At 50.3% G+C, this 24,284-nt stretch carries 24 protein-coding genes, 1 tRNA gene and 1 pseudogene; 15 read left to right on the forward strand and 11 right to left on the reverse strand.

The window, feature by feature from the left end; all coding sequences use genetic code 11:
• Positions 1–96 precede the first annotated feature (96 nt).
• Positions 97–2,733, forward strand: coding sequence for a T9SS type A sorting domain-containing protein (locus tag Q5H92_RS24565; RefSeq protein ID WP_305014224.1), 2,637 nt, complete (start codon positions 97–99; stop codon positions 2,731–2,733).
• A gap of 74 nt (positions 2,734–2,807) precedes the next feature.
• On the opposite strand, the gene Q5H92_RS24570 is transcribed toward Q5H92_RS24565, so the two are convergent.
• Both Q5H92_RS24570 and Q5H92_RS24575 read right to left on the reverse strand, forming a co-directional pair.
• Positions 2,808–3,038 (reverse strand): CDGSH iron-sulfur domain-containing protein, encoded by a 231-nt coding sequence (locus Q5H92_RS24570; protein WP_305014225.1) that lies wholly within the window; start codon positions 3,036–3,038, stop codon positions 2,808–2,810.
• 116 nt (positions 3,039–3,154) lie between these two features.
• Positions 3,155–3,682, reverse strand: coding sequence for a GNAT family N-acetyltransferase (locus Q5H92_RS24575; protein ID WP_305014226.1), 528 nt, complete (start codon positions 3,680–3,682; stop codon positions 3,155–3,157).
• 114 nt (positions 3,683–3,796) lie between these two features.
• Here Q5H92_RS24575 and Q5H92_RS24580 point away from each other — a divergent pair, with 114 nt between their 5' ends.
• A complete protein-coding gene (locus tag Q5H92_RS24580) occupies positions 3,797–4,264 on the forward strand; it encodes a hypothetical protein (protein ID WP_305014227.1) in 468 nt (155 codons plus the stop codon).
• 159 nt (positions 4,265–4,423) lie between these two features.
• Here the strand turns inward: Q5H92_RS24580 and Q5H92_RS24585 are convergent, their stop codons facing one another.
• Positions 4,424–4,870, reverse strand: coding sequence for a hypothetical protein (locus Q5H92_RS24585; RefSeq protein WP_305014228.1), 447 nt, complete (start codon positions 4,868–4,870; stop codon positions 4,424–4,426).
• Between the two features lie 127 nt (positions 4,871–4,997).
• Here Q5H92_RS24585 and Q5H92_RS24590 point away from each other — a divergent pair, with 127 nt between their 5' ends.
• The gene (locus tag Q5H92_RS24590) at positions 4,998–5,621 is read left to right on the forward strand and encodes a deoxynucleoside kinase (RefSeq protein WP_305014229.1); all 624 of its coding nucleotides are present in this window, start codon (positions 4,998–5,000) and stop codon (positions 5,619–5,621) included.
• A gap of 171 nt (positions 5,622–5,792) precedes the next feature.
• Here Q5H92_RS24590 and Q5H92_RS24595 read toward each other — a convergent pair whose 3' ends face one another.
• From Q5H92_RS24595 to Q5H92_RS24605, 3 genes are all read right to left on the reverse strand, one after another.
• Positions 5,793–6,470 carry a DUF2461 domain-containing protein gene (locus tag Q5H92_RS24595; protein ID WP_305014230.1) on the reverse strand — a complete coding sequence of 226 codons (678 nt, stop codon included), beginning with the start codon at positions 6,468–6,470 and terminating at the stop codon, positions 5,793–5,795.
• A gap of 244 nt (positions 6,471–6,714) precedes the next feature.
• Complete coding sequence (locus Q5H92_RS24600) at positions 6,715–7,539, reverse strand: MOSC domain-containing protein (RefSeq protein ID WP_305014231.1); 825 nt, start codon at positions 7,537–7,539, stop codon at positions 6,715–6,717.
• Between the two features lie 24 nt (positions 7,540–7,563).
• On the reverse strand, positions 7,564–8,082 hold the full coding sequence (locus tag Q5H92_RS24605) for a hypothetical protein (RefSeq protein ID WP_305014232.1): 519 nt from the start codon (positions 8,080–8,082) through the stop codon (positions 7,564–7,566).
• A gap of 324 nt (positions 8,083–8,406) precedes the next feature.
• On the opposite strand from Q5H92_RS24605, the gene Q5H92_RS24610 reads away from it, so the two are divergent.
• From Q5H92_RS24610 to Q5H92_RS26755, 5 genes are all read left to right on the forward strand, one after another.
• Positions 8,407–8,479 (forward strand) — tRNA-Lys (locus Q5H92_RS24610).
• A gap of 166 nt (positions 8,480–8,645) precedes the next feature.
• Positions 8,646–9,173, forward strand: a complete 528-nt coding sequence (locus Q5H92_RS24615; protein WP_305014233.1) for a hypothetical protein — start codon at positions 8,646–8,648, stop codon at positions 9,171–9,173.
• 272 nt (positions 9,174–9,445) lie between these two features.
• Positions 9,446–11,095 carry a 5'-methylthioadenosine/S-adenosylhomocysteine nucleosidase family protein gene (locus Q5H92_RS24620; RefSeq protein ID WP_305014234.1) on the forward strand — a complete coding sequence of 550 codons (1,650 nt, stop codon included), beginning with the start codon at positions 9,446–9,448 and terminating at the stop codon, positions 11,093–11,095.
• A complete protein-coding gene (locus tag Q5H92_RS24625) occupies positions 11,076–13,715 on the forward strand; it encodes an AAA-like domain-containing protein (protein WP_305014235.1) in 2,640 nt (879 codons plus the stop codon). Before Q5H92_RS24620 ends, Q5H92_RS24625 begins: the two co-directional genes overlap by 20 nt.
• Positions 13,716–13,948: 233 nt before the next feature.
• Positions 13,949–14,299 carry an HK97 family phage prohead protease gene (locus Q5H92_RS26755; protein ID WP_369811179.1) on the forward strand — a complete coding sequence of 117 codons (351 nt, stop codon included), beginning with the start codon at positions 13,949–13,951 and terminating at the stop codon, positions 14,297–14,299.
• 164 nt (positions 14,300–14,463) lie between these two features.
• Here Q5H92_RS26755 and Q5H92_RS24630 read toward each other — a convergent pair whose 3' ends face one another.
• A complete protein-coding gene (locus tag Q5H92_RS24630) occupies positions 14,464–14,673 on the reverse strand; it encodes a helix-turn-helix domain-containing protein (RefSeq protein ID WP_305014236.1) in 210 nt (69 codons plus the stop codon).
• Positions 14,674–14,828: 155 nt separating this feature from the next.
• Between Q5H92_RS24630 and Q5H92_RS24635 the strand changes: the two genes are divergently transcribed.
• The 3 genes from Q5H92_RS24635 to Q5H92_RS24645 all read left to right on the forward strand — a co-directional run bounded on the left by Q5H92_RS24635 (position 14,829) and on the right by Q5H92_RS24645 (position 17,669).
• Positions 14,829–16,169, forward strand: coding sequence for a toxin-antitoxin system YwqK family antitoxin (locus tag Q5H92_RS24635; protein WP_305014237.1), 1,341 nt, complete (start codon positions 14,829–14,831; stop codon positions 16,167–16,169).
• Positions 16,170–16,336: 167 nt separating this feature from the next.
• Positions 16,337–16,894 (forward strand): murein L,D-transpeptidase catalytic domain-containing protein, encoded by a 558-nt coding sequence (locus tag Q5H92_RS24640; protein ID WP_305014238.1) that lies wholly within the window; start codon positions 16,337–16,339, stop codon positions 16,892–16,894.
• Positions 16,895–16,988: 94 nt separating this feature from the next.
• Positions 16,989–17,669: a recombinase family protein gene (locus tag Q5H92_RS24645; RefSeq protein WP_305014239.1), complete on the forward strand. Its 681-nt coding sequence runs from the start codon at positions 16,989–16,991 to the stop codon at positions 17,667–17,669.
• A gap of 98 nt (positions 17,670–17,767) precedes the next feature.
• Here Q5H92_RS24645 and Q5H92_RS24650 read toward each other — a convergent pair whose 3' ends face one another.
• The gene (locus Q5H92_RS24650) at positions 17,768–18,151 is read right to left on the reverse strand and encodes a hypothetical protein (protein ID WP_305014240.1); all 384 of its coding nucleotides are present in this window, start codon (positions 18,149–18,151) and stop codon (positions 17,768–17,770) included.
• A 648-nt stretch (positions 18,152–18,799) separates the two neighbouring features.
• On the opposite strand from Q5H92_RS24650, the pseudogene Q5H92_RS26795 reads away from it, so the two are divergent.
• A pseudogene (locus tag Q5H92_RS26795) lies at positions 18,800–19,752 on the forward strand (ADP-ribosylglycohydrolase family protein).
• Positions 19,753–19,768: 16 nt separating this feature from the next.
• Positions 19,769–20,272 (forward strand): hypothetical protein, encoded by a 504-nt coding sequence (locus tag Q5H92_RS24665; protein ID WP_305014243.1) that lies wholly within the window; start codon positions 19,769–19,771, stop codon positions 20,270–20,272.
• A 270-nt stretch (positions 20,273–20,542) separates the two neighbouring features.
• Here the strand turns inward: Q5H92_RS24665 and Q5H92_RS24670 are convergent, their stop codons facing one another.
• The 3 genes from Q5H92_RS24670 to Q5H92_RS24680 all read right to left on the reverse strand — a co-directional run bounded on the left by Q5H92_RS24670 (position 20,543) and on the right by Q5H92_RS24680 (position 22,223).
• Positions 20,543–20,818: a hypothetical protein gene (locus Q5H92_RS24670; protein ID WP_305014244.1), complete on the reverse strand. Its 276-nt coding sequence runs from the start codon at positions 20,816–20,818 to the stop codon at positions 20,543–20,545.
• A 116-nt stretch (positions 20,819–20,934) separates the two neighbouring features.
• Complete coding sequence (locus Q5H92_RS24675) at positions 20,935–21,438, reverse strand: hypothetical protein (RefSeq protein ID WP_305014245.1); 504 nt, start codon at positions 21,436–21,438, stop codon at positions 20,935–20,937.
• A gap of 497 nt (positions 21,439–21,935) precedes the next feature.
• Positions 21,936–22,223, reverse strand: coding sequence for a hypothetical protein (locus Q5H92_RS24680; RefSeq protein WP_305014246.1), 288 nt, complete (start codon positions 22,221–22,223; stop codon positions 21,936–21,938).
• A gap of 483 nt (positions 22,224–22,706) precedes the next feature.
• On the opposite strand from Q5H92_RS24680, the gene Q5H92_RS24685 reads away from it, so the two are divergent.
• Both Q5H92_RS24685 and Q5H92_RS24690 read left to right on the forward strand, forming a co-directional pair.
• Positions 22,707–22,892, forward strand: coding sequence for a hypothetical protein (locus Q5H92_RS24685; protein WP_305014247.1), 186 nt, complete (start codon positions 22,707–22,709; stop codon positions 22,890–22,892).
• A gap of 51 nt (positions 22,893–22,943) precedes the next feature.
• The gene (locus tag Q5H92_RS24690; protein WP_305014248.1) at positions 22,944–24,278 is read left to right on the forward strand and encodes a hypothetical protein; all 1,335 of its coding nucleotides are present in this window, start codon (positions 22,944–22,946) and stop codon (positions 24,276–24,278) included.
• The last annotated feature ends 6 nt before the right edge of the window (positions 24,279–24,284 follow it).

The raw sequence follows: 24,284 nt of genomic DNA on the forward strand, positions 1-24,284 counted from the left end.
CGCCTTCGGCCACCCGGCCGGGGGCGTTGGTCATTTAGGGGGCCTCCTTCGGGCATCATTATTGCGCACGGCCGACGACTCATTCCTTCAATCCCTATGACCAAAAAGTTACTGCCTTCGCTGCTCCTGTTTCTGTGCTGGCTGGGCCTGAGTGGCGCGGCACGGGCCAATGGCCTAGCCCCGACGGGCCGCCCGCTGGCCGCCGCCCTCAGCCCCGACGGCACCCTCCGGCCCGGCGTGAACGGTTCGTTCGACGCCCGTCGGTTTCGGATGAGTACGGCGCCCGATGGGCGGCCGGTGTTTAGTCCGGCCAGCCTCACCGGTACGGGCGACGAGCGGTGGCAGGACGGCCTCGGGCTGAACGGCGCCGAGCGGCGGGTGAATACCGTGGTGCGGGCTGGCAACGACATTTACGTGGGCGGCGCGTTCCGGCTCATCGGCAACATCGTGGCCAATTACGTGGCCAAGTGGAACGGCACGGTATGGAGCTCCCTCGGCACCGGCCCGGCCAATGGCACCAACTCCGAGGTGCTGACGCTGGCCGTGGCCCCGAACGGCGACGTGTACGCGAGCGGCTTGTTCAGTCTGGCTGGCAACGTCCCCGCCGACGGCATCGCCAAATGGAACGGCACCGCGTGGAGCCCCTTGGGCACGGGCCCAACCGGCGGCCTCGACGGCTTCGCCTATGCCCTGGCCGTGGCGCCCAACGGCGACCTGTACGCGGGCGGCACCATCACCCAGGCCGGCGGGCTGCCGGCCAATGGCGTGGCCCGGTGGAACGGCACCGCTTGGAGCGCCCTCGGCGCCGGCGTCAGCCTGGGCAGCGCGAGCGGGCGCCCCGTCAGCGCGCTGGCCGTGGCCCCCAACGGCGACGTGTACGCGGGCGGCAGTTTCACGGAGGCCGGCGGGTTGCCGGCCAACGGCGTGGCCCGCTGGAACGGCACGGCTTGGAATGTCCTCGGCACCAGCGCGGCCAACGGCACCAACGGCGGCGTATTCGCCCTGGCCATTGGCACCAATGGCGACCTGTACGTGGGCGGTAGCTTCACCCAGGCCGGTGCCGTGCCCGCCAACAACGTGGCCCGCTGGAACGGCACCGCCTGGAGCGCCTTGGGCACGGGCGTGGCCAACGCGGCCCCGGCGGTGGTGACAATGGGCGTGGCCGCCAATGGCGACTTGTACGTCGGCGGCAACCTCACGCAGGTGGGCGGGGCTACCGTGAGCCGGGTGGCCCGCTGGAATGGCACGGCCTGGAGCGCCGTGGGCACGCCCCCGGCCAACGCCATCGGCACCACCATCAATGCGCTGGCGGTGGCTGGCAACGGCGACGTGTACGCGGCCAGCACCAGCGCCAACACCATTGCCGGCGCGGCCGCTTACTACCTGCTTCGCTGGAACGGCACGGCCTGGAACACCGTCAGCACTGGCCTGAACGGCGTATTCGGCCTCACCTACAACCCCGCCATTAATGCGATAACGACTGCTGCCAACGGCGACGTGTACGCGGCCGGCGAGCTCCGCATGGCCGGCAGCGCCGTGGTGAGCGGGGTAGCCCGGTGGAACGGTACGGCCTGGAGCGACGTAGGCCCCGCCACTGCCAACATCAACAACACCGTGCGGGCCGTGGCCGTGGCTGCCAACGGCGACGTGTACATTGGCGGCATTTTTACGCAAATTGGCACCGCCGCCATCAGCTACGTGGCCCGCTGGAACGGTACGGCTTGGAGCGCCCTGGGCACAGCTGGCAGCCTGAATAACTCCGTGAATGCGCTGGTCGTGGCGAGCAACGGCGATGTGTACGCCGGCGGCACCTTCACCCAGGCTGGCAACGCCGGCATTGGCTACGTAGCCCGCTGGAACGGCACCGCCTGGAACCCTCTGGGCACGGGCACCCCCAACGGCGTGAATGGCCCTGTGAGTGCCCTGGCGCTGGCCGGCAACGGGGATTTGTACGTGGGCGGTGCTTTCGACAATGCCAGCGGCATCATCGCCAACAACGTGGCCAAGTGGAACGGCACGGCCTGGAGCGCCCTGGGCGCCGGCCCGGCCAACGGCGTCAATGCCTTCGTGGACGCCCTGGCGGTGGCTGGCAGCGGCGAGGTGTATGCGGGCGGCGGCTTCGCGCAGGCCGGAGGCGTGCCCGCCAGCCGGGTGGCCCGCTGGAACGGCACGGCCTGGGGCGCGCTGGGCACGGGCGCCCCCACCGGCACCAATGGCGAGGTGTACACGCTGGGCGTGGCCGGCAATGGCGAGGTGTACGTAGGCGGCAACTTCACACAGTTCGACGGCATCGCAGCGGCCCGCGTCGCCCGTTGGACTGGCACTACGTGGAGCCCGCTCGGCACCGGGCTCAACAACCTGGTCACCGCCCTCACCATCGGGCCAGGCGGCAAGGTCTACGTCGGTGGGTCTTTCACGGGCGTGGGCGATGGCAGCAAGGTCATGTCCCGCTTCGCCATCTACGACCCCAGCGCGCCGCTACTGGCAGTCCGGGCCACGGCGCCGGCCGGTTTCGCGGCCTTCTTCCCCAACCCGGCCCACGGCGCAGCCACCCTGCATCTGCCCGCCGGCGCCCCCCGCCTGCCCCTTACGCTGGTCGACGTGCAAGGCCGCACCGTGCGGCAGTTTCCCGCCCCGGCCGCTTCTGAGGCTACGGTGGACCTGCGCGGCCTGCCCGCCGGCACCTACGTGGTGCGTTGCGGCCAGTTCTCACAGCGCCTGGTGGTGGAGTAGGGGAGGAGTTTTCACCAATAGAAAAGCCCGCGGACTAATTGGCCAGCGGGCTTTTCTATTGGTGAAAAGGTTATTTAAACGGCCGGCTTCGGCGCGGGCAGGTCAAACGCCGTGGCATCGTGCTCGAAATGGCCTTTGTGCGAGCCATCGCAAAACGGCTTTTGCTTGGAAAGCCCGCAACGGCAGATGCTGATGCGCTGGCGCCCGCCGAGGCCGTAGGCGTTGCCTTGGGCATCTACGAGTTCGATTTCTTCGCCCTCCACGCGGAGGGAGCCATTGGAAAGGACGGTGAGTTTGGTGGCCATTTTAGTAGGGTTGAGTTTTGAGAGTTGAATATTGGTTTAGGAAGGCATTGGAGTTTTAAAAGTTGAATGTTGAAGGTTGGAAGATGAACAACAACCCAACATTCAACCCTCAAAACTCATAACTCTTTTCTCATGATGTAGTCGTTCATGAAATACGGGCCGATGGGCACGTCCACCTCGCGCTGGCGGGCAAAGCCGCGCCGCTCGTAGAAGGCGATGGCGGGGTTGTAGCGGTTCACGTTCAGGTCGAGAAAGGTGCCGCCGGCGGCGCGGGCCGCGTTTTCCACCGCTTCGATGAGGTGCACGCCCAGGCCCTGGCCCTGCCGGGTAGGCAGCACGTAAATCTTGTGCAGCTTGTAGCCCGTGCCGCCGTCTTCCCCGGCCGGCAACGGGCTGAAGGAGGCGAAGCCCGCCGGCTCGCCCTCCACATACGCCAGCAGAAACGAGTGCTGCTGCTCCGCCATCTGCCGCTTCAGCGAGGCCGAAGTGTAAATGACCCGGTACATATACTCCAGCTGCTCGCGCGAGATGATGAAGCGGTAAGTGGGCTCCCACGTGGCTTCGGCGAGGCCCATGATGGTGGGAATGTCCTGGAGCGTGGCGGGCTCGATGCGCGTCGGCGCGAGGGGGGCGTCAGATGTCATAAGCGGCAAAACACGAAATTGGGGCGAAAAAACCGAAACCGGCCGCCAGCGCTGATACGGTTGGCGCGCTCCTTGCGTTAAAAGCTTCATTCCCGTTTCAAAACCGACTCTTCTATGCAAGCCTCTGCCTTCGTTTTTCTGCTGATTTCCGGCCTGCCCTTCGCCGGCCATGCCCAGGCCAACCCCGCCCAGGCCGAGCTGCTGCGGCGCGGCGAGCTCACAGGTGCCCGTCCCTCGGCCCGGCCGCAGACGCAAGCCAGTTTCCCGGTTGCCCGCCGCGCCGCGCCCGCTTCCGACCCTGTGCAGCAGCATTTCCTCAACGCCGACGTGAACCTGGCCCAGACCAGCGCCAGCCAGCTGCCCGACCTCTACGAGCGGTTCATGGCCACCACCCGCGACGAGCGCCGCGCCTGGAGCTACGCGCAGTGGGACGCCGCCGGCCAGGTCCTCACCCGCCTCAACCAGCGCTACGAACAGGTCCGCACCGACCTGCCCTTCGAGGAGCGCCTGCGCATCCGCAGCTTCCAGGGCGAGTTCCACACCCTGCGCGGCGCCCGCGACGTGAAAGAAAAACTCGACTAACACTTCGTGAGAACAAACAAAAAACCGGTCATGCTGAGCGCAGTCGAAGCATCTCTACCGCGCAACTAATCCTTTCGATTGGGTTTACTACTGCGGTAGAGATGCTTCGACTGCGCTCAGCATGACCGGTTTTTGTAATTCACCCAGAAGCCCCACGCCCTAGCCTTGGTCCTGCCGCGGCCCTTGCTGCACCAGCCACTTCATGGCCGCGGCCGGGTCGTCGAACTGCTCGATGGTAATGTGGGGCCGCAAGGCGGCAATGAACTCGTGGCTGGCAAACTGGTTTTCGCGGTCGGGCGAAAACAGGTAGGCCATGGCCTGCACGCCGGCTTTCACGGCCTGCGGCAGCCACTCGTACTGCAGCCAGGGCAGGGCGTCGCTCCAGTCGCCGCTGGTGTCGCTCTTGTCGTTCAATATTCGCGGATAGTCCAGCTGCTCACGCCATTGGGCCCCCTGCTGCACACCCCTGATAACCTCAGCCCCCGTGAGGTGGCCGTGCCAGCGCACGTATAATATTCGCTGTTCGGGGTAGTAGAAATACTCGGCTAGCGGGGAGCCGTGGGCATCCGTTAGGCTGAGCAGTTGGGTAGGAGGAGAGGTGGGCATGACAGGAAATTGCAATAATTTCGCAGAGTTTCCCAAATATAGTTAATAGTGAATTAAGGCTTTGTAATTCTCCTGCCTTGCTACCTTTGGGGTTCTGCTTTTCACTCGCCTTTTTCGTTCGTAGCGCATGCACATTGCCATCGTCGGCAACATTGGAGCCGGTAAAACCACCCTGGCCCACAAGCTGGCCCATCATTTTCGGTGGGAAGTATTTCTCGAAGATGTGGACGACAATCCGTATCTGAAAGATTTTTACCACGACATGCCCCGTTGGGCGTTCCACCTGCAGGTGTACTTCCTCAACGGCCGCTTCCGCCAGACGCAACGCATCAAGGAGCTGCAGAAGGCCGGCCGGGGCATCATCCAGGACCGCACCATCTACGAAGACGCGCACATCTTCGCCGCCAACCTGCACGAGTCGGGCCTGCTCGAAACCCGCGACTACAACAACTACTACGCGCTGTTCGAGTCGATGGTAGACCTCGTGGCGCCGCCCGATTTGCTCCTCTACCTCCGCGCCGACCTGCCCAAGCTCGTGAGCCAGATTGAGAAGCGCGGCCGCGACTACGAAAACAGCATCAGCATCGAGTACCTCAAAAGCCTCAACGAGCACTACGAGAAGTGGATTGGCGAATACAGCGCCGGCCGCTCCCTCATCGTCGACGTGAGTGAGCTCGACTACGTGCGCAACCCCGAAGACCTCGGCACCATCATCGACAAGATTAACAACACGCTTTTCGGCCTGTTTTAAGAAACAAAGGGGGGCGTTGTAAGGGCAAGAAAAGAACGTCATGCTGAGCGCAGCCGAAGCATCTCGCGTGCTGAAGTAATCCAATCGACAGGATTTGCTACCGCCCGCGAGATGCTTCGGCTACGCTCAGCATGACGTTCTGTTTATTCGCCTGCTCATCAATCCCAATCCTTACTCCCCGCCGGGCAGCGCCTCGTTGAAAAAATCAACCAGCGGCCGCGCCGCCCCAATGGCCGCCACCAACTGGTCCACAAAATCGGGTGCCAGCACCTCCGCGTCGGTATAAAACCGGCCCACGCCGAACGTCTTCAGCCGCAGCCAGGTCAAATCCGGGTCGTCGGCTGCGTAGCCACGCGGCGGCCGCGTCAGCTGCGGCCCCGTCGTATCCAGCCCATCGGGGAAGTAACGCAACAGCTCCGGCGCCTGCCGCAGCCGATGAAACTCGTCGCTGCTATAATGAATCTCCTGCCGGATGGCCGCCAGCAGCTCAGGGGTGGGGTGAAAGGTGCCCGCTCCCAGCCAGCTTTTGCCTTCAGGCTGAATGGCGATGAAATACCCCGCCCGCGGCGCGTGGCGCCCGCCCCGCTTGAGGCCGGCGCCCATCCGGCGCTTGTAGGGCTCGGGGTCGCGGTGAGCGCGGTCGTTTTTGTGCAGCCGAAACATTACGTCGGTGGTGGTCAGGTTGGCCAGGTCGGGGTCGGTGGCGGCCACGCGGGCCAGCACCTGGCGCACCAGCTCGGTGCAGGCGGCGCGGGCGCGCTGGTAGTCGGAGCGGTGCTCGGCCATCCAGGCCGTGGTGTTGTTGGCCGCCAGCCGGGCCATAAAATCAAGCAGGTAATTCAGTTCCATCGGGCAAACAGCGCGGCCGAAAGCGGGCGCGGCATTTCCCAACGCAACCCGCGCGCCGGGAGTTGCTGGAAGGTGTTTGCATTGGCCAAAAACGTACCCCGAAGCGGTTCTTCGGCCGAACGAAACCCGAACAAGTGCCGCAATAAAGGTCTTGCGCGCGCCGAAGCACGGTTTCGGAGTACCCGTTCCGACTTGTTTCAACAAATTCAAACAGCTTCGCAAGCGGGCCGGCGCATGGCCGTGCTTATTTGCGGCTGAGCACCGTCACGGCGTCGCCCACGCGCAGGCGGCCGTGGCCGGGCCCGGTCACATTCTGGCCGAAGAGCGTGCTGTTCTCGGCTTTGCGATAAGTGGCCAGGGTGCGTAGTGGGTCGCCCACGGGGCTTTTCTGGGCCGTGTCCTGGTCGATGGTTGTCAGCACGCACCGGCCGCAGCCCCGCACCGCCCGAAACGGCAGCTCGCCAATCTGGAACTGCTCCCAGCCGTCGTCCTCGTACGCCGCGCCGCCTTCGAACACTAGGTTGGGCCGGAAGCGGTTCATGGATACAGGTTCGGCCAAGCGGGTATTCAAATCGGCCAATGCCGCCTCGCCCGCCAGCAGAAACGGGTAGCCATCGGCGAAACTCACCAACTGGCCTTCGGGATTGAGTTCAGGCTCAACGTCGCGCCGCACCATGTCCGACATATACACCAATCGGCAAGGGCGCCCCAGCGCTTCCGCCAGCCACTCGTCGGCCTCGGGCGTGCCGCGCCAGGCCCACAGAATATCGTCCCACACCGTCACAAACAGCGTGCGGTCGGGCGTGGCTTCAAAGGGGATGAACAGCGGCAGCAAATCGGGCCGCTGGCGGTGTGAAATCAGAAAGCCATTATAAGCCGGGGCCACGGCCAATAGAGCCAGCTCCGGCTGCTGCCGCTGCGTCATGAAGCGGTTGCGCTCATCTACCAGCAGCCAGCGGCGGTCGTGGCGCAGGCCGCGGGCCGTCACTTCAGCCTCGGGCACGGCATAGCCGCCCAGGGACTTGACGGGGTAAATAAATAGGCCGGAGAGCGTGAGCGGTGCAGACATGGGCACAAAAGTACCGCCCCCTGCCTACTCCACCACCAGCAAATCCGAGGCCCGCACGAATGCCGTTTTGCGCTGCCATTCCACCCGGCACCAGATGTCCTGCCGCCCCAGCACCAGCAGCCGGTCGCCCACGGCGGCTGTGCTCAGCCACGCCGCGCCTGCGCCGGGCCCCGCCATCAGCGCCGCCCCCGAGCGGGCCACCAGCCCCACCGGTGGCGGCCGCAGCCAGTGCAGGTAGGCGCCCAGCAGCGCTATGTAAATGGTATAGCCCAGCCAGGCCCCCCGCTGCCCGCGCCGCCACAGCAGCCAGATTGCGCCCACCACTGCGCCCCCCAGCAGCAGTTGCAGCGCGGGATAATAGTAGCGCTGGGCCTGCACCCGTAGCTCCTGTTGCCAGGTGGCCGGGTAGCCCACCAGCCGATGCCGGGCTGCCACGGCCGCCATCTGGCGCCATGTACGCACCCGCGGCTGCCGGGCCTGCGCCAGGCTCAGGTACAGCAATGCCGCCGGGTAGTGCCCCAGTTGCTGCTGCGCGTAGGCCATTTTAAGGAGCAATTCTGGTGAAACGCGCCGTTTCTGCCACACCTGCGCCCGATAAAATGGTAAAGCGGCCTCGTATTGCCCCACCGCGAAGAGAGAATCAGCCTGTTGGAAGCTGCCGGGGGCAGTTGAAGCAGCAGAAGTGTAATTTTTTTTTGCCGGCAAATTTGCACTCAATCCACAGAGAGGCAGGAGGATTAGAAAGAGGAAAAGGGTTCGCACGGCAAGGAGAGTGACTTTTTTTAAAGTCAGGGTTGTGTAGTCCGGGAGGCTATAGTACTTTTGTGCCACCAAAGAAGGAAACGCCCTTCCAAGGTGCAAGGTACCGATTCTGTAGCTCAGCTGGTAGAGCAGTACACTTTTAATGTACGGGTCCTGGGTTCGAATCCCAGCGGGATCACAAAAGCCACTCTTAACGGGGTGGCTTTTTTGTTGTCTATCAATCACATAACGCATCTGCTGTTTTTTTGTCGGTCCAAACAAAGTGGTAAATGTTTGGTCCAAACAGGCAAAAATGTTTGGACCAACGCCCGGTTTTGGAGTGTTTGTTCCGCTACCTTAGCGATATGGCAGAATTTGTGTCCCTGATCGTCAAAACCGTTACCAGTGGCGTCGGGTGGGTGTTTGGCTTGGCGTCCAAGAAATACGCGCAACCCAAGCTGGAAATCGACATTGCCGGTTGCATGCGGGAACAAGCGGAATACGAAACGGACGAAAACGATGGCTATGAGAAGGTGCCCATTTATTCCTACCAAATCCGCCTGACCAACAATAGCGAACACCACGCCTATCACTTGCGCTTGGTGAGCTGTGACCCGCCGCAGTGTGCTTGCTACCTAGAATACTTGAAGCCCGTTCTGGCGCACAGCCGTGAATGCTTTGGCTTGGACCTTGAAGATCCGGTTACGGCACCGTGGGAATCGTTAGGCTATGATGCGGTGCTGGGTAGGTCCGGTATGTACGGAACCGGACCGGACCGCCCACCATTGCGCGAGCTGCGGATTGAGTACACCAACAGCAGGAACAAGAAATTCTTCACTGTTTTCCGCCCGAAAGAAGAACTGGAAAAGCGCAACGAACTAGGCAATGTCTAAAGTCAAGGGCAAGAAAAACCCACCAACAAAGTCAGTGGGTTTTCTATCAAACAAACAAAATGGCACTAGCCACTTATTTTAGGGCAAAGGTAGCCACCTCGGGGTACGGCGTGAATACGGCTGCTTATTAAGCCGGTAATTGAGCAAAGGTGCCCTTCGACCTTAGATTGTGACAACTTGGAGGGGTACATTTGTGAGAATGACTTTGCGTCGATCAAAGAGCAAGTAGCCATTGTTTATGCCTTTGATGTGGAAAAATATAGTTAAAACCAATGAATTTTAGAAGCATCAGTGAAGAAGAGTTTGCCAACTATATTGATCTATTGTCAATTGTTTTGGTCACTGTCACTCCAATCGAAAAGCTTTGCTTGCACGAAAGGATAGTGCCGCTACCAAACCTTGCAGATATTTTGGTTGTGCAAAAAAGATTTTATACCTACTATATAGGGATGCTCGGTAAATACGCTGTTTGCCATGTGGAGTCCAAAATGGGTAGCTCAGGCGCAGCCGCTTCTGTGATGACGGTACAGCAAGCGATCGAGTTTGTTGAGCCAGCTATGATCATCATGTTGGGGATTGCATTCGGTGCAGATGAAACTACGCAAAGAATAGGTGATGTTTTAGTTTCTGAATTAGTGATCCAGTACGAGAATGTGAAAATAAAAGCAGGTAAGATTCAATGCAGGGGTTATAGACAAATGTCCAGTGTTCTACTGTTTAATAGATTTACGAGTCCGTTAAATTGGCAGTTCAGTCTTACTAAAAATTATAACTCAAAAATCATTGCGGGTCATCTCTTATCTGGCGAAAAATTGATTGACGACGATAAATTTAGAAATCAATTGATTTCTAAATTTAGTCCAGTAATCGGTGGTGAAATGGAAGGTGTGGGGGTAGCTTCGGTGGCACACGCTTATAATAAAGATTGGCTAGTTGTAAAAGGTATATGCGATTACGCGGACGGTAATAAAAGTGTGAATAAGTCTAAAAGACAGAAAATTGCTGCAAAAGCAGCCGTTGATTTATGTCATAATATTTTCAGTGATGAATTTACGTTCAGAGATTTAGGGGTAACACCTCTGTCAATCACATCGCTGAATGATAACTGTCAAGATATTGATCAGGTTGTTTTTGCTAATTCTACATTTAACGCATATTCAACAAACAAAGAAGCCTTTTACTTGAATAGGGAATCGGATTATTTATTCAAGAATCTGCTAGATTATAACGCTAACATCTGGTCCTTCGGTGATAGCGGGTTAGGAAAGACCTGCATGACATTCCGTAATTTGTTGCAGAGTAACAAAAAAATGTGTGTCATTGATTTCTCTAGCGCTGATGCTAGTGATATGCTTGCAATATTTGAGTACATGCACGGAAGATTGATTGAATTTGCGAAATGTGATAAAGTTGCAAATTCATCAAATTTGATGAAATCGATGGATGCAATTTGCGAAACACTTAACAAGTATTTTAGCGATTGTTGCGTCGTGCTAGAAGAGATGCCTTTGGATGGTGAACGCAATGAGATTTTTAAACATGTTTTCTCGCTAATCGTGAAGATGTCAAATGCTTTCCCTGATTCAAATGTAAATTTTGCGTTTACGTCAATAGGGAATCCAAGAGAATATGCTTCATCAATGGCGGAGAAGATGAATGAAAAGATCCATTTTGTAGAATTGCTGGAATGGACAGAACGTGAGATGCAGGCTCTTTTAACTCTCATGTTGAAATCTATTGGCTGTCAAATGAGTTCATCGTATCAGAATATTTTAATAAATAAATCTGATAACAATCCAAGAAGTTTAAAGAGAAATTTACGCGATGTTATCTTGTTTACGCAAATAAGTGGTCAAGATTTTAGCGAGTCATTAGTTAAGTATTTTAAAGATAAATTCGGCTATGTACAACAAGCTGCTTAAATCCTACACCATTATTCCTGATCATCTCTACGTCCGTAGAGATGCTGATAGACTCATAGAGTTTATCATAAATGATACAGGTAGACCCGGTTATGTCTTGGTGGCTAGGCAGATGGGTAAAACCAACTTGCTCTTGAATGCCAAGTCTACATTGATAGGTAAAGACGATGCTTGCGTTTATGTGGATTTCTCTAATTCATTCAGATCTGCTCGTGAATGCTTTCGGTATATCATCGACTTAGCAATTGAAACTAACCCCGAAAAACTTCATTTTATACATAATAAGATAAAAAAAGCTCGTCAAGAGAGTGACGAAGTGGATCATGTTGAACATCTAACCGAGCTGAGATCACTATTACAAGTCATTAAAGGAAAGCTTATTATACTCATTGATGAGGTTGACGCTATGACAACTGTGTCTTTCTCAGATATTATTTTTAAACAAATTCGGAGTATTTATTTTTCAAGGACAAATTTTCCAGTATTACATAAACTAAATTACATACTTTCTGGAGTAGGTGAGCCGTCAAAGCTTATAAAAGATCCTAAAATCTCTCCTTTTAACATTGGGCAAGAGATTTTTCTTGGTGATTTTAGTTACTCAGAATACCAAGAATTTCTAAGAAAGGCGAATATGAACCTTGATAACGAGGTTGCAGAACGGATTTATTACTGGACGAATGGTAATCCAAGAATGACCTATGAGATCTGCTCCGCTGTTGAAGATATATTATTAATTGATTCAGCTATTGATGTTGAGGTAATAGATAAATTAGTTGGTATAATGTATCTAACTACTTTCGATAGGGTTCCCCTTGACAATATTCGTAGTATGGTTCAAGCAGATTCGGAAATGGCAAAATCTGTTAAGCGATTAAAAAATAAAGAATTGTCCTTAATAACGGCAGATCAAAGAAGACAGTTATACCTTTCAGGTATTGCCGGTGCAAATTTCGAAGGCGATAAGTTGAGTATCAAAAATAGAATAATTGATAAAGCTTTATCGAATGAGTGGTTGTCCGAAGTTGATGAAGATGAAGATTTGATCGAGCTGGTATCGTCTGCTTCAGCAAAAGGTGATTTTGATACAGTAATTAAATTGCTAGAAGGAAGCATTGATAAATATGCCAATGACTCCGCGTTCGTTCTTTTGCAAAAGAGCATCATTACATCATACTTTAATATAAAAAAGTATGCAAATTTGGTAGACCACTTTGAAAAACGTGGGACGGAAGTAAGTGATAATATCTCGTTAAATTCACTTTTGCTAAAATGCGAGTCGTTCTTTTTGTACGCATCTGCACTAGTTGAATTAAATCGTTATGACGAAGCGTTAATAATATTTAGAAAGATAGTTTCTCTTAAGTCACTCAGCTTGCCTTACTTTAACTCTCTGTTAGGCATGGCTCACCTGATTAGTTCTCCTGGATTTCTAAGTGATGATAACGCTGCGCGACCGCAGGAAAGGGCAAAATTAATTCTTGATCTTTACAACACCGCTGCTCAAGATCTAGAGTCAATCGATGTGAAATTGTCAAAAGACGAATATCAAGACAGTAAATTTTCTATTTACTGCAATTTTGGTATCTATTATAAAGACCATGATGAGCCGCAGCTAGCACACGATTCCTTTAAAATTGCTTTTAGTCAAGCACCATCTTCTATCCAGCCATTTGTACTGTACAATATGGCTATCACATCTCAATCAATACAGGAAAGCAACTCACTTTGCATTGAGACGGTCAATTCTATTGTGGATAATAAAGTCGTATTGCGCGATTATTTTAATGGCGTCGTAAATTACTTTGGTTATGTAAATGCATATGGATTGATTCTTAAGTGTTTGTCCTTTAGCCGTGAATATGCTTTTGTCCTTATAAAGTACTTTTTAAGTGAAGAACTTAAGATGCAGGCTTTTCAGGTAGAAGTAGATCAGTCTACGGATGATATTGTGCTGGCTCAACTCATAGCAAGAGATAGAATGTTTATGCTTGCCTTTAAAGAGTTTGCGGATTCTATGACAAGAGAGCAGCTTAGGTTTAGCTACAAAGTTTTTAAAGATTCAAAATTAATTAAAGTTGAGGATGCAAAACCAATTATGGATGCAATCCTGAAATTTGATTTTTTACCAGAAGTCGATTCTTTGGACATTTCATATATGTCAGTTATTGGTTTTAACTCTGTGAAACAAGGTGATTTAACTTATTCTCAAGCATTAATTAAATATATGCGCGAGAAATATTTCACTTTTAAAGAACGCCCTGTTTCGGAGCTAATACTTGTGGAGTACTTCGAGATGGAAATTATGCGAAAGCAATCAAAACCTCTTGAATTATTTGATAGAGCTAAATCGATACTGACAACTTTAAAAGGTTTTAATTCGGGGAAAGTAGATTCAGCTTTTCTTAACAAAGAACTTATGGATTATATTACAGATGTGGCTTTTAGGACCTATACTGAGCTTATGCCAAGATATTCTACCGCTTCCGAGCCGAAGATTGCGGAGAGAAGCAGAAGGGTGACAGTGAAATATATTGATGGGAGAACAGAAACAGACAAGTTTAAAAGATTTGAAAAGGACCTGCTTAAAGGTCGGTGCATGATCATCGAAAGTGATTAATTGTGATTAGCTGTTATGTTCCAATCGTCTTATTATTATCCTGTCTGCATTAATCATTGACTCAGCTGCATTCTAAAGCCTGTTCATTTGAGCAGGCTTTTTTTATGCCCATTCGGAAAAATTAGATTGTGATAGCATGATGCATACTTTGTAAATAAGTATTAACATGAAAAGTCATCTTGTTATTAAGTCTATTCCTTTTGAGCTAACATACATTGACACCGCTTCGTGTCGTGAGGTACGTAAGCGCTTATAGTAACGTAGATTCGCACAACGACATTTTGCAGAAAGGTGCGTACGCCAATACGATTCGCGAGAACAAAAGCCGCATCAAGTTTCTATGGAATCACGATAGTACCGAAATCCCGCTGGGTGTACCGGAAGAAATAGAAGAAGATAATTTTGGATTGAAAGTAACGTCCAAGATTATACCCACCACGAAAAGAAACGATTTACTGATTTGCTACGAAAACGGTGCTATTAACGAACACAGCGTTGGGTTTTATACCACAAACAAGAAAAGCAACGATAGCGGACAACGCATTATAATCGAAGCGCACTTGCTGGAATACTCAGCCGTGTAATGGGGAAGCAACGAAAACACGCTCCCATTGACCGCCATTCATGGGGGCGATGCAAATGCTGTTCTGTTGTGATATGTGCAGTTGTGTAGCAACTATCACTTAGGGGGTGGGGACGCCCAGCATAAGTGAAAGCTGTTGCAGCTTCTTTATGCAGTATTCCAGTTTTAGCGCAGGTCTGAGTCGACGCGGCTAATATTGGGCACATCCATCAGTACACTCAGTTCGATATCTAATGCTCGCGCTAGAGAAATCAGCACGTCCAGCGTGGGGCTGTAATGCGCCTGCTCTATCCTTTTGATGGTAGACTTCTCCACATTGGCAATATCAGCTAATGCCTGTTGACTGTACCCCTTAGCTTCACGGAGGCTTTGCAAACGGCTTCCAAATAGTTTTACTCCTGCCGGGTTCTTCACCGAGGCAAGGTCCCATAACTCTAAGCTGGTGTTGGGGGCAGGATTGCGCCCATTTAATTGAATAAAGCTTATATTAGCCGAGCTAAACTAAAGCTAAGTTATCACCGCACGCTCTTATGAAGAAACCGTTTTCCCTGCCTCATCTCTTGCCTGCTGGGGCAATTATCGTATCCTTGCTTCTTGGAGAGGGCGCAGTTCATGCGCAGTCAACGCCACCGGCTCGCACTTATCATGTCGACCAATATGGACGAGAAACCAAAGTCGTTAAGGAACGCTGGGGGGAGAATGCCAGTGGACAGAAGCACGGCACCTACCTACGTTATTACACAGATGGCACGCCCGTAGCGAAATTCACTTACGTCAACGGCAAGAAAAACGGGGACTCGTACGAAATCACCAATGAGCGGTGGGGTAGGGTAAAATCCAGCGGCGCTTACGTAAACGATCTTCCCCAAGGATGGTGGACGAGCATATACGTCAACGGCAGCGAGCTAATTTCTAAAACGCTATACGTCTCAGGTGTCGTCACAAGTGTGATAGAATACAGTAAGGGCAAGCGTTCAGCCACTTATACCTACACCAAGGGGCATCAAACAGGAGTAGCACGCGTCTTTGGAAACTCGGAGGTGGAATTTGCTTCTGGGCAATACGTGGATGGCAAGCCATCCGGAACGTGGCTTAACGCTGCGAATAGCTCAGAAATAATTAGCTACAAGAAAGGCTACAAGTTAACGTTCGCAGATGGCAAAGCCGTTAGTGCGACAAATACTTTGGGGAAGCCAGTAGCACTGGTGAGCGAAAGTGAAGTGGCGATGCAGTTGGCTAATGCGAAAACGCAGAAAGAGACTGCGAATCGACGAGCTACACTTGACCCAGATTTCTTTGTAAAAGACAATCAGTTCAAGCAATCATTTTTGCAAGAACAGTTCAGGGGTATCAATGGTGAAGGTATGCGCGGCGACGACTTGATTAAATCTGGAATTTTGAAGCAACCAGATATCTCTGATCTAATCCGATTCAATCCTAACCTAGCGGCAAGTATTATAAAAATGTCGTTCATAGAAACAGGGGTTTCACCAATTAAAATGATTATGACCACCGGGCAAACTGCTATGGATAAAATGGCTAAAGCACTGATTGATATTCATTCGCCACAAGTTAGTGGAGAGTTATTGTATTGGGCATTGCGTGGCGTAGCCGAAGAAAAAAGGGTGTTAGTTGAATACGCCACAAAGGACATTATCAGTCGTCTTGGTAATAACAGTGCTGAATATAAGGCGCTGGTGGAGAAACGATTTTACGATATTGCTCTTGCTGAAAAACAATATGACCCTAAATCGTATCCACTTCGTCGTTGGCTTTATGAGCAATACAAAAAAGACGAACCGTATTTGTGGATGAATAAATTGACTGCTGATGCCGGAGATGATGCAAAGTACCCTGAGCGACCCAATTGATATTTTGTTCAGCAGATTCAACATTAGCAAATGATAGATTGGAAGTGTAAACATTGCGTTAGGCAAGACAAAGTGGTGCTATACTAACCCTTGATAATAACTTTGTTAAATTAGCGCAAATGCCACTTAGACTATTTTTCAAAAGGCGCTTATTAATCTGTAATTGTTTGTTAGCATTGGTGCTGGCATATATTGTTGATTGTATTGGGCTTGCGACGTATTATAAAATCAAGTTTTGGGTTCCAGTAATAGCTAAGCATCCAACTATTTTGGATACCCGCAAAATGATTTTCAGTAATCCCTTTTATAATCAACATTATGTGTTGCTAGTGAATATGAAGTTGTCTTCAAGTGTACCAAGAATGCAGATTTTGGACATAGCTAACAGCGAAGTTGTATTCAGAACTCGAGTAATGCACGGTAAAAACAGTGGCGGACAACTAGCAGTCCATTTCTCAAACCTCAGCGGAAGTAATATGACTTCACTAGGGCGATATGTAATTGTTGGGCAATACTCAGGTAAATATGGAAAGGCTTATCGGTTAGCAGGGCTAGATGCAACCAATTCAAATGCGTTGTCACGTAGCATCGTACTGCACCAGTCTCGGTATTTTGGGTTTGGAAAAATAGGTCGTAGTGAAGGTTGCCCTGCTGTGTCGAAGAAGGCAATGATTGAAATGACACCATACCTGAAAACTGGCACTCTCATTTGGGTTTATAAGTAGTTCGGAATTTAGCTAATGTGTGATACGCGCATTTTACAAACGAGCGTTTAAATAATGCGCGATTTCGTAACTTGTCGGAATATTACCACTAACTATGATCGAACCCCGCAACAAATTCATTACTTACTACCGAGTCTCCACCCAAAAACAAGGCGCGTCGGGCTTAGGGCTAGATGCGCAGAAAGCCGCAGTCACTTCCTTTGTTAAGGAGCAAGCGCATGTTCTCGGTGAATTTGTTGAAGTTGAAAGTGGGAAGAAGAATCATCGTCCACAACTCCACGCAGCCATTGCGGCAGCGCAGAATCAGAATGCGACCCTGCTAATCGCTAAGCTGGACCGGCTTTCACGTAATGCTGGTTTCATCTTCGCCTTGCGTGATGCCGGCGTTTCGTTCGTGTGTTGTGACATGCCGGACGCTAATTCGTTAACGGTGGGTCTTTTTGCCGTGATTGCCCAGCACGAGCGCGAAACCATTAGCAAGCGCACAAAGGATGCACTTGCGGCAAAGAAGGCTCGAGGTGCTATGCTTGGATCACCACAGAACCTCACCACAGCCGCTAGGAACAAAGGCGAAGAGGTCAGAAGAAGGAATGCGCTGGAAAACCCTCAGAATAGGCAGGCAGGTATGATGACGGCGTTGTTGCATGCTAAAGGGCATTCGCTGCAACAAATTGTTGATGAGCTAAACGATGTTGGCTTTAAAACACGTCGTGGAAAGCCCTTCTATCATTCGGCAGTCCAGCGGTTAATATCAAGAACTGCTTTCGCCAAATAACACCAACATGAGTTTCCTAGTGAAACTTGTCTTTAGTGCTGGCAGATAGGTTATAGATTGAGTATATCCTAGATTGTTTCAGGATTCATAAGCCTCAATTAATAGCACTGGTCCTGATTGCGTTCCAAATAATACAGCACATTTGAGTAGGTGTTGCCATTCGGAATATAATGGTTTGATACACTGGTCATCAATAGTTGCTTGTCATCAAGGAAGTTAAACACTACATCTAGCCTGCATCCGGGGTAGAGGGGAAGAATGTTGTTTTCCATTATTGAAAGCACATTGAGGAATACAGCGATCCGTGGAATGCCGACAAAGCCCACCTTCCATGCACCGTTTTGATGCTCAATATGTAAGATTTCGCTAGACCCGCTGGGAAGCTCGCCGTTTTGACCGAGCAACGCAGAAGTTAATGGTGTTTTGTCAAATCGCCCATTTGGTAAATTGCCGATTAGTTCGCCTGTGGTTTCAGCCGGCACAAAATGTGCGAACGAAGTGTCTAAGTATATGCCTGACATTTAATGAATATTGTTTTGTAATGTTATATATTATGGATAGGGTAGTGAGTTCAGGCTTGCATTACTGCAATGTTTTCATAATGCCAGTAGGTCAAGTATATTAATGCCTCTATTTAATTAACCAATGTTTGCAAGTTTTCCAAGTTGTTTAATAGCACCTTTCCTGCGTTCGTTCTAAAAAAGACAGGATGTTGGAGTATGTATTTCCATTTGGTATATAACGTTCCTCAGTGCATGTTAGGAGTAGTTGATCGTGTTGCAAGTAGTTAAAAAAGACATCTAAAGTATATCCCTTATTATACGGCAAAATGTAGTTTTCCATAATAGAAAGCACGTTTAGGAACACGGAGATGCGAGGTATGCCCCGAAACCCGACCTCGCATCCATAGTCGAGGTTATTCACCAGCAGTATTTCGCTGGAACCCCTTGGTACGTCGCCATTTTGTCGGAATAGCATCCTAATTAATGTTGTCGGTTCAACTAGCGTGCAAATTTCTTTTTCGCATGGTTCATCGTTCATTTTACTAGGTATATAATATGCGAACGAAGAATCAATGTACGTTCCAATACGTGCCATAATTTAATGTTTAGAGTATATATTTGTAAGTAATGAATGTTATTGACTCTTACCGAAGTGTATTATTAGGTCATGCTGTTGCGGATTCAATTGGGGTTCCGGTTGAATTTGAAGAACGGGAAGAGAGGCAACGCGATCCTGTCATTGGTATCCGTGGTTATGGCACCTTCAACCAGAAGCCGGGAACGTGGTCCGATGACTTCTCGATGACAGCGTGTCTCGCGGAATCACTGATTGCTTCGGGGACGGAAAGAATTGATACTGCTGACCTAAGCCAACGCTTCATTCAGTGGTTGAATTTTAGTTATTGGGCAGCGGAACTGTATTTGATGTCGGAATCGCCACACGAGCGGCGATTGAGCGGCTTGAGTTGGGCTGCCCACCGGAGCAGGCTGGTGGCAGTGGAGAATATGATAATGGCAACGGGGCGTTAATGCGAATCATCCCATTGCTCTTGCATCCACTGTGGCAGAAGGGAAACGCCTTGCAACGGCAAGAGGTGACAGAGCAGGTTGTCAGTGTCACACATCGTCACCCCCGATCTATCGTTGCGTGTTGTCTTTATCTGGAAATCGCGAACCACTTATTGCACGGCAGGACGTGCCAAGATGCATACGCCGAAGTGTGCCGCACGTTCGTTGCCTCGCTGACCACGCGGTTGAAGAAAGAGGTCATTTACTTCTCTCGCGTACTGGATGGAACACTCGCTGAGCTTCCTGAAGCCGCGATTGAGTCAGGTGGTTACGTTATCCACACCCTCGAAGCCTCGCTCTGGTGCCTGTTGCGTCAAGAAACGTACGAAACAACGGTTCTGGCGGCGGTTAATCTTGGAAATGACACTGATACGACCGCAGCGGTCGTGGGTCCGTTGGCAGCACTGGTGTACGGTGAACAATCTATCCCAGAAGATTGGATGGCAATACTGGCTCGTCGCAACGATATTGAAGATCTAGCAAAGCGGTTGGCAACACGAATGCACCTCTAAAGTGCGTTGTCGCGTTGTGAATCAAAGCAATTTTCGCATACTTTGGCTCATCAGCCTCTTTGCCATGTGTGCGTCGGGGCAGACACAGGGACAGGTTATTGCATTACCGGCAGCGTTTGTACCCGCTTGCAACATCACTCAGCTGAATGTCGCCTATGTCGCAGAGCTAAATCATCAACGCAAACTGGTCAATCCAAAAGCTAAGCTGGTGCAGGTTGACGCAGCAATGCTGCCCAGCACCATTCTGTTCAACGCCGTTCTACAACAGCGAGACAGCCTATTCCACGATAAATCTCACCAGAATGTGGAGCTAGTTGGAATGAGCAGCGACTTGCGATTGCAGAGCACAGATCCACAGCTACTGGCAAAGTATATTTATCATTGCTTTGCGCAATCTGCAATGGGGCACTGCGAAGCACAAGATGATTTTACCTTATGTCATGTTGCTATTAGTTGTTCGGAAAATTACTTTGTCGTTCGTTTAAATATTGTCGCATCTCCAATTTTCAAACGACAATAGGTTAGGTTGCTAGAAGCAACGTCAACCAAGTTGCTGCGATTATATTTTGATACTTATTGGTTTCTGAATGGGCAAAAAAAAGACCGCTCTAGGCGGTCCTTATTTTATTTACATTATTCCATGTACACTAGAGTTAATCATACCGTGTACAGTATTATATAAACCAATAGGCATAGTGATCAACTACTCTAAGTTGTTCAGTGCTGCAACCAATACTTCAAAGAACGTTTGTCATTCCGGTTGAATGACATTGTGTATTATCGCTAATACTTATTGTTGATTTAACACTTTCTCAATCTTCCATTGCCGTAATAGCGAGATTACATCAATGCTTTCAACGTCATTGGTTGGGATGACCTTAACGAGTATTTCAACTTCATCTTTTCTCAGATACTTATGAAACGCTTCGCCGTTGCCCGTCCTGCCAATTAGTTCGTAATCATCGGTTTTTGGATCATGGTCAATGCGTAGGTTTCTCACGTTCGGCGCAATGCGTTGGATACAGGCACAAGCCTCAAAGTGTTCTTCTGTTAATAGTACTGACATTGGTAATGGCGCTTTGCTAATGCAAAGTTTACAACAGAAAGATTTAATTTCCAAATAAACTTGTAACTATTTTCGCAAAACTCGCTCAATTCACGGGAATCAAAACTGTGTATTTTTTACACTATGAACAGTTTTGTATTGTCTGGATTAAACCCTTTCTTCCAAACCATGTGGCAATATTCAACGCTATCGCTCTTGCCGTTGAATCTTGGTCGTTGCGCGTGAACGATGCAATACAGCGGCATGTGATCCTTCCAGAAGGCGCGGCGACCAATTGAACCAAAGAAATTCAAGCGTAGCAGCATCACCACGAAACCACCATCAACGCAATCATCCAACGCCGTTGCAATGTATTCCAACGCGATGAGGTACGGCGGATTGGTGATCACCAAGTCGTACTGTTGTTCTGGAATCCAGTTGATGTAATCTGCTTTGATTGAGGCTCGGCTATCGGCTCGTATGTCCAACGTTGTTATCCGAGTGCAGCCAAGCTGCTCTAGGGCGACAGGATACGGCATAGCGTCAACGCTTGACCCTCCGCTTGCGGGATCCAGTGCTGCAATGTCCGAGAAGATGAAAGCGGGTTCCAGTTCACAGAACTTCGTGAAGAACTCGTTCACGGTTTGTTGTGGTGTGGTATAGTAATCGTGTGCGTTTCGTGGCTTAGTTGGATTTGTGCTGGACATTACTTTATAAACAATTCATGTAATCATATCGGGTTTCAAGATACAGGTTTGAAATGTGTACCTGCTCACGGCATTTGTGACCCTACTCACGGCATTTTTGACCCTCAAAACTCGATTATGACGGCATTTGTGACCCTCTTCACGGCATTTTTAACCCTCTAAACGGCATTTTTGACCCTTGAAACTCATTCAACGAATTGATTATCAATAGTTGTGAAGCCCCGCAAACTAGTAAAAGTAGTAAACAAGTAAATAAACGAAACAAAGCAAGCTGTTTTTCAAGCTTCGCTTTTAAGGCTTTCAAGGTGTTCAAAGGTAATGGTGAACGCAACGACACATTGAATAAGGTGAACGTCGCTTAGGGGCGAAAAAAAGGCATGAAAAAGCCCCGTTGATAAGTTATCAACGGGGCTACCAAGTATGCTGGTGATTTACTCGGCGGCTTCTTTGCTGCGACCGGACTTCGCTTTTGGAGTACCGTCCTTCTTTTTTCCGTACGGGAAATTAGGATCCACTTCGCCCAATTCCTTTGGTGCCTTCGGTGCACGTGGTTTGCGCTCCTTTACTTCTGGTTGGTAATCCTCAGCAAGCAATGCGTTCAATTCGCCCAATGCTTTCGTTGCGCGTGCGGCTGCTTTGCGAATCTCACTCACCAACGTTTCGTTCTTGGTCGCGTTGTTGATGATGTTTTGTAGTTGCGATAGGTCCAATGATGCCATAGTGTCTTGAGGTTAGATTGGTTTGTTGATTGATTACAGGACAAAGGATGCATCGAATCCTAGAGATTCCTAATATTACCACGAAAAACTTTTCATGAATTGCTGAACGGCGTCGTTGCAATGGTGCCGATCCAACTGCTACGGTAAAGCCAAAGTGAATGGTTGACGCGCTTGGCTACTAGCCCGCACTACCATCATTAAAGTGAAAAGTGAGGGTGCATATATAAGCAATATTAGAAATTATTATAGTTAATAATCGACGCGATTTGAAATAGAAACGTGTACGGGTATTGAGCGGGAGCGTAAGGAAAGAGAAAAGAAGCTATAAAGCAGGAAATGCTAAACCAAACGGCATGGAGTAAGCCCGCGCCGGTAGGCAGCGGCGGGCGTAACGAGCCATGAACAAAAAGATCGCATAAAGTTAGAATAAGAAGAAAACAAAGCGTTCTGTTCTTTATATATACTCTAAACAACAGATTTATTATGAACATCAGCTTTGAAATTAACGGCATCGCTTACGTGGGCGCTAGGGAGATAGAACGCCACTATAACCTGTGCAAAAGCAAGGCATGGAAACTGTTGAAAGGCTCCGGTATCACACCGATCGTTATTGCCACCAGTTTCTTTTATCCAGTCGATGAAATCGCATCTTTCATTAAACAACAATAAAAAAGGTGGTCGCTAAGAACAACCACCTTTCAAAAAAACACCTACTCAACAATGTTGCTTGACGATTATATATCACATATAGAAAAAGTTTTTGCGCCGAAAAATAAAAAGCCGAAAGAGGTAAAGCCAGAACGGTTATTTGCCTTGCAGGGCTTTGATACGAAAGCTCTATTAGAGAAGAACGAGCAAAAACATACCGACAAATACAACTACTTGATCCATTACCTGCACATGTCGCGGGTGCTGAACCAGAAGTACGAAAACAACGAGTTCATCCCACTCAATCAGAAAGTGTTCAGCGAGTATGTCACCAAGCGCAAAGCAAAAGCCATCATTGATTTCTGGTTACAATACAATGTGATCGAGTGCGACGAGGCAGCCAAGAAGGGTGTAAAAAGCTTAGGGTACCGGCTCACAGAAGATTACGTTGGCGTACCGATAGTAGATACTGGCATCGTTGATACCGTCTTTGAGGAACGGTTGCGGTTGCTGCGCATCCGAAACAACGAGAAGCTTGATTTAAACACGCCTCAGCACCGCTTTCTTCACTGGTGCCTACACGAAGTACGCATTGATGCGACGGATGCCACACGCAGGCTGATTCGTGCTGCATTCAACGCTAGGAAGTGCATACCCGCCAACGCCACTGCAAAAGAGGCAAGGAACATTGCCAAAGCAAATGCCAAGCTAGAAAGCAAACTGCTGCGCAACTGCACCGCAATCCACTTGATTCAGGATCGTGCCTTTAGAATCAAGCGCGACACCACTGGCAAGCGAGTACACCATAACGTGGCTACGTTGAACCGACACAGCCGCCAAAGCATCTACTTAGAGAACGGGAATAAGCTATGGAATAGCGACGTAAAAAACAGCCAACCACTTATCATGTGTTTGCTGCTGTTAAAGGAGTACCAGAACCGTGATATGCCTGCTTGTATGCTTAAGTACATAGACGATTGCGAACGTGGCGTCCTGTACGACGAGCTGATGAAGGCATTACAGCTACCAGAAGACACAGACCGGGTAGGCCTTAAGAAGCGCGTGTTCAAAGCGGTGTTCTATGGTGAAAACAAACACGCCAAGCGCTACCCCGAGTGGATCGCGTTTTCCAAACTGTTTCCATCGGTAGCCACGTTCATCACGGCATGCAAGCGCAAGAACTACCAACAGCTAGCCATCAACATGCAGCGGGCGGAAAGCGAGATCATCATCGACGGCGTGATTGCTCAGCTTGCCGGCAAGTACTTGCCGCAAGACTTCTTTGCGCTCACCATCCATGATTCTGTAATCTGCGAAGCGCACAACGTTGGCGAAGTGGTTGCACTGATCACACAGGCTTTTAACAAGCGCGGTCTAAATCCAACTATTGAGAGCAAAGCGCTTTAATTGCAA

Source organism: Hymenobacter mellowenesis, assembly GCF_030581005.1.
Lineage (GTDB): Bacteria > Bacteroidota > Bacteroidia > Cytophagales > Hymenobacteraceae > Hymenobacter > Hymenobacter mellowenesis.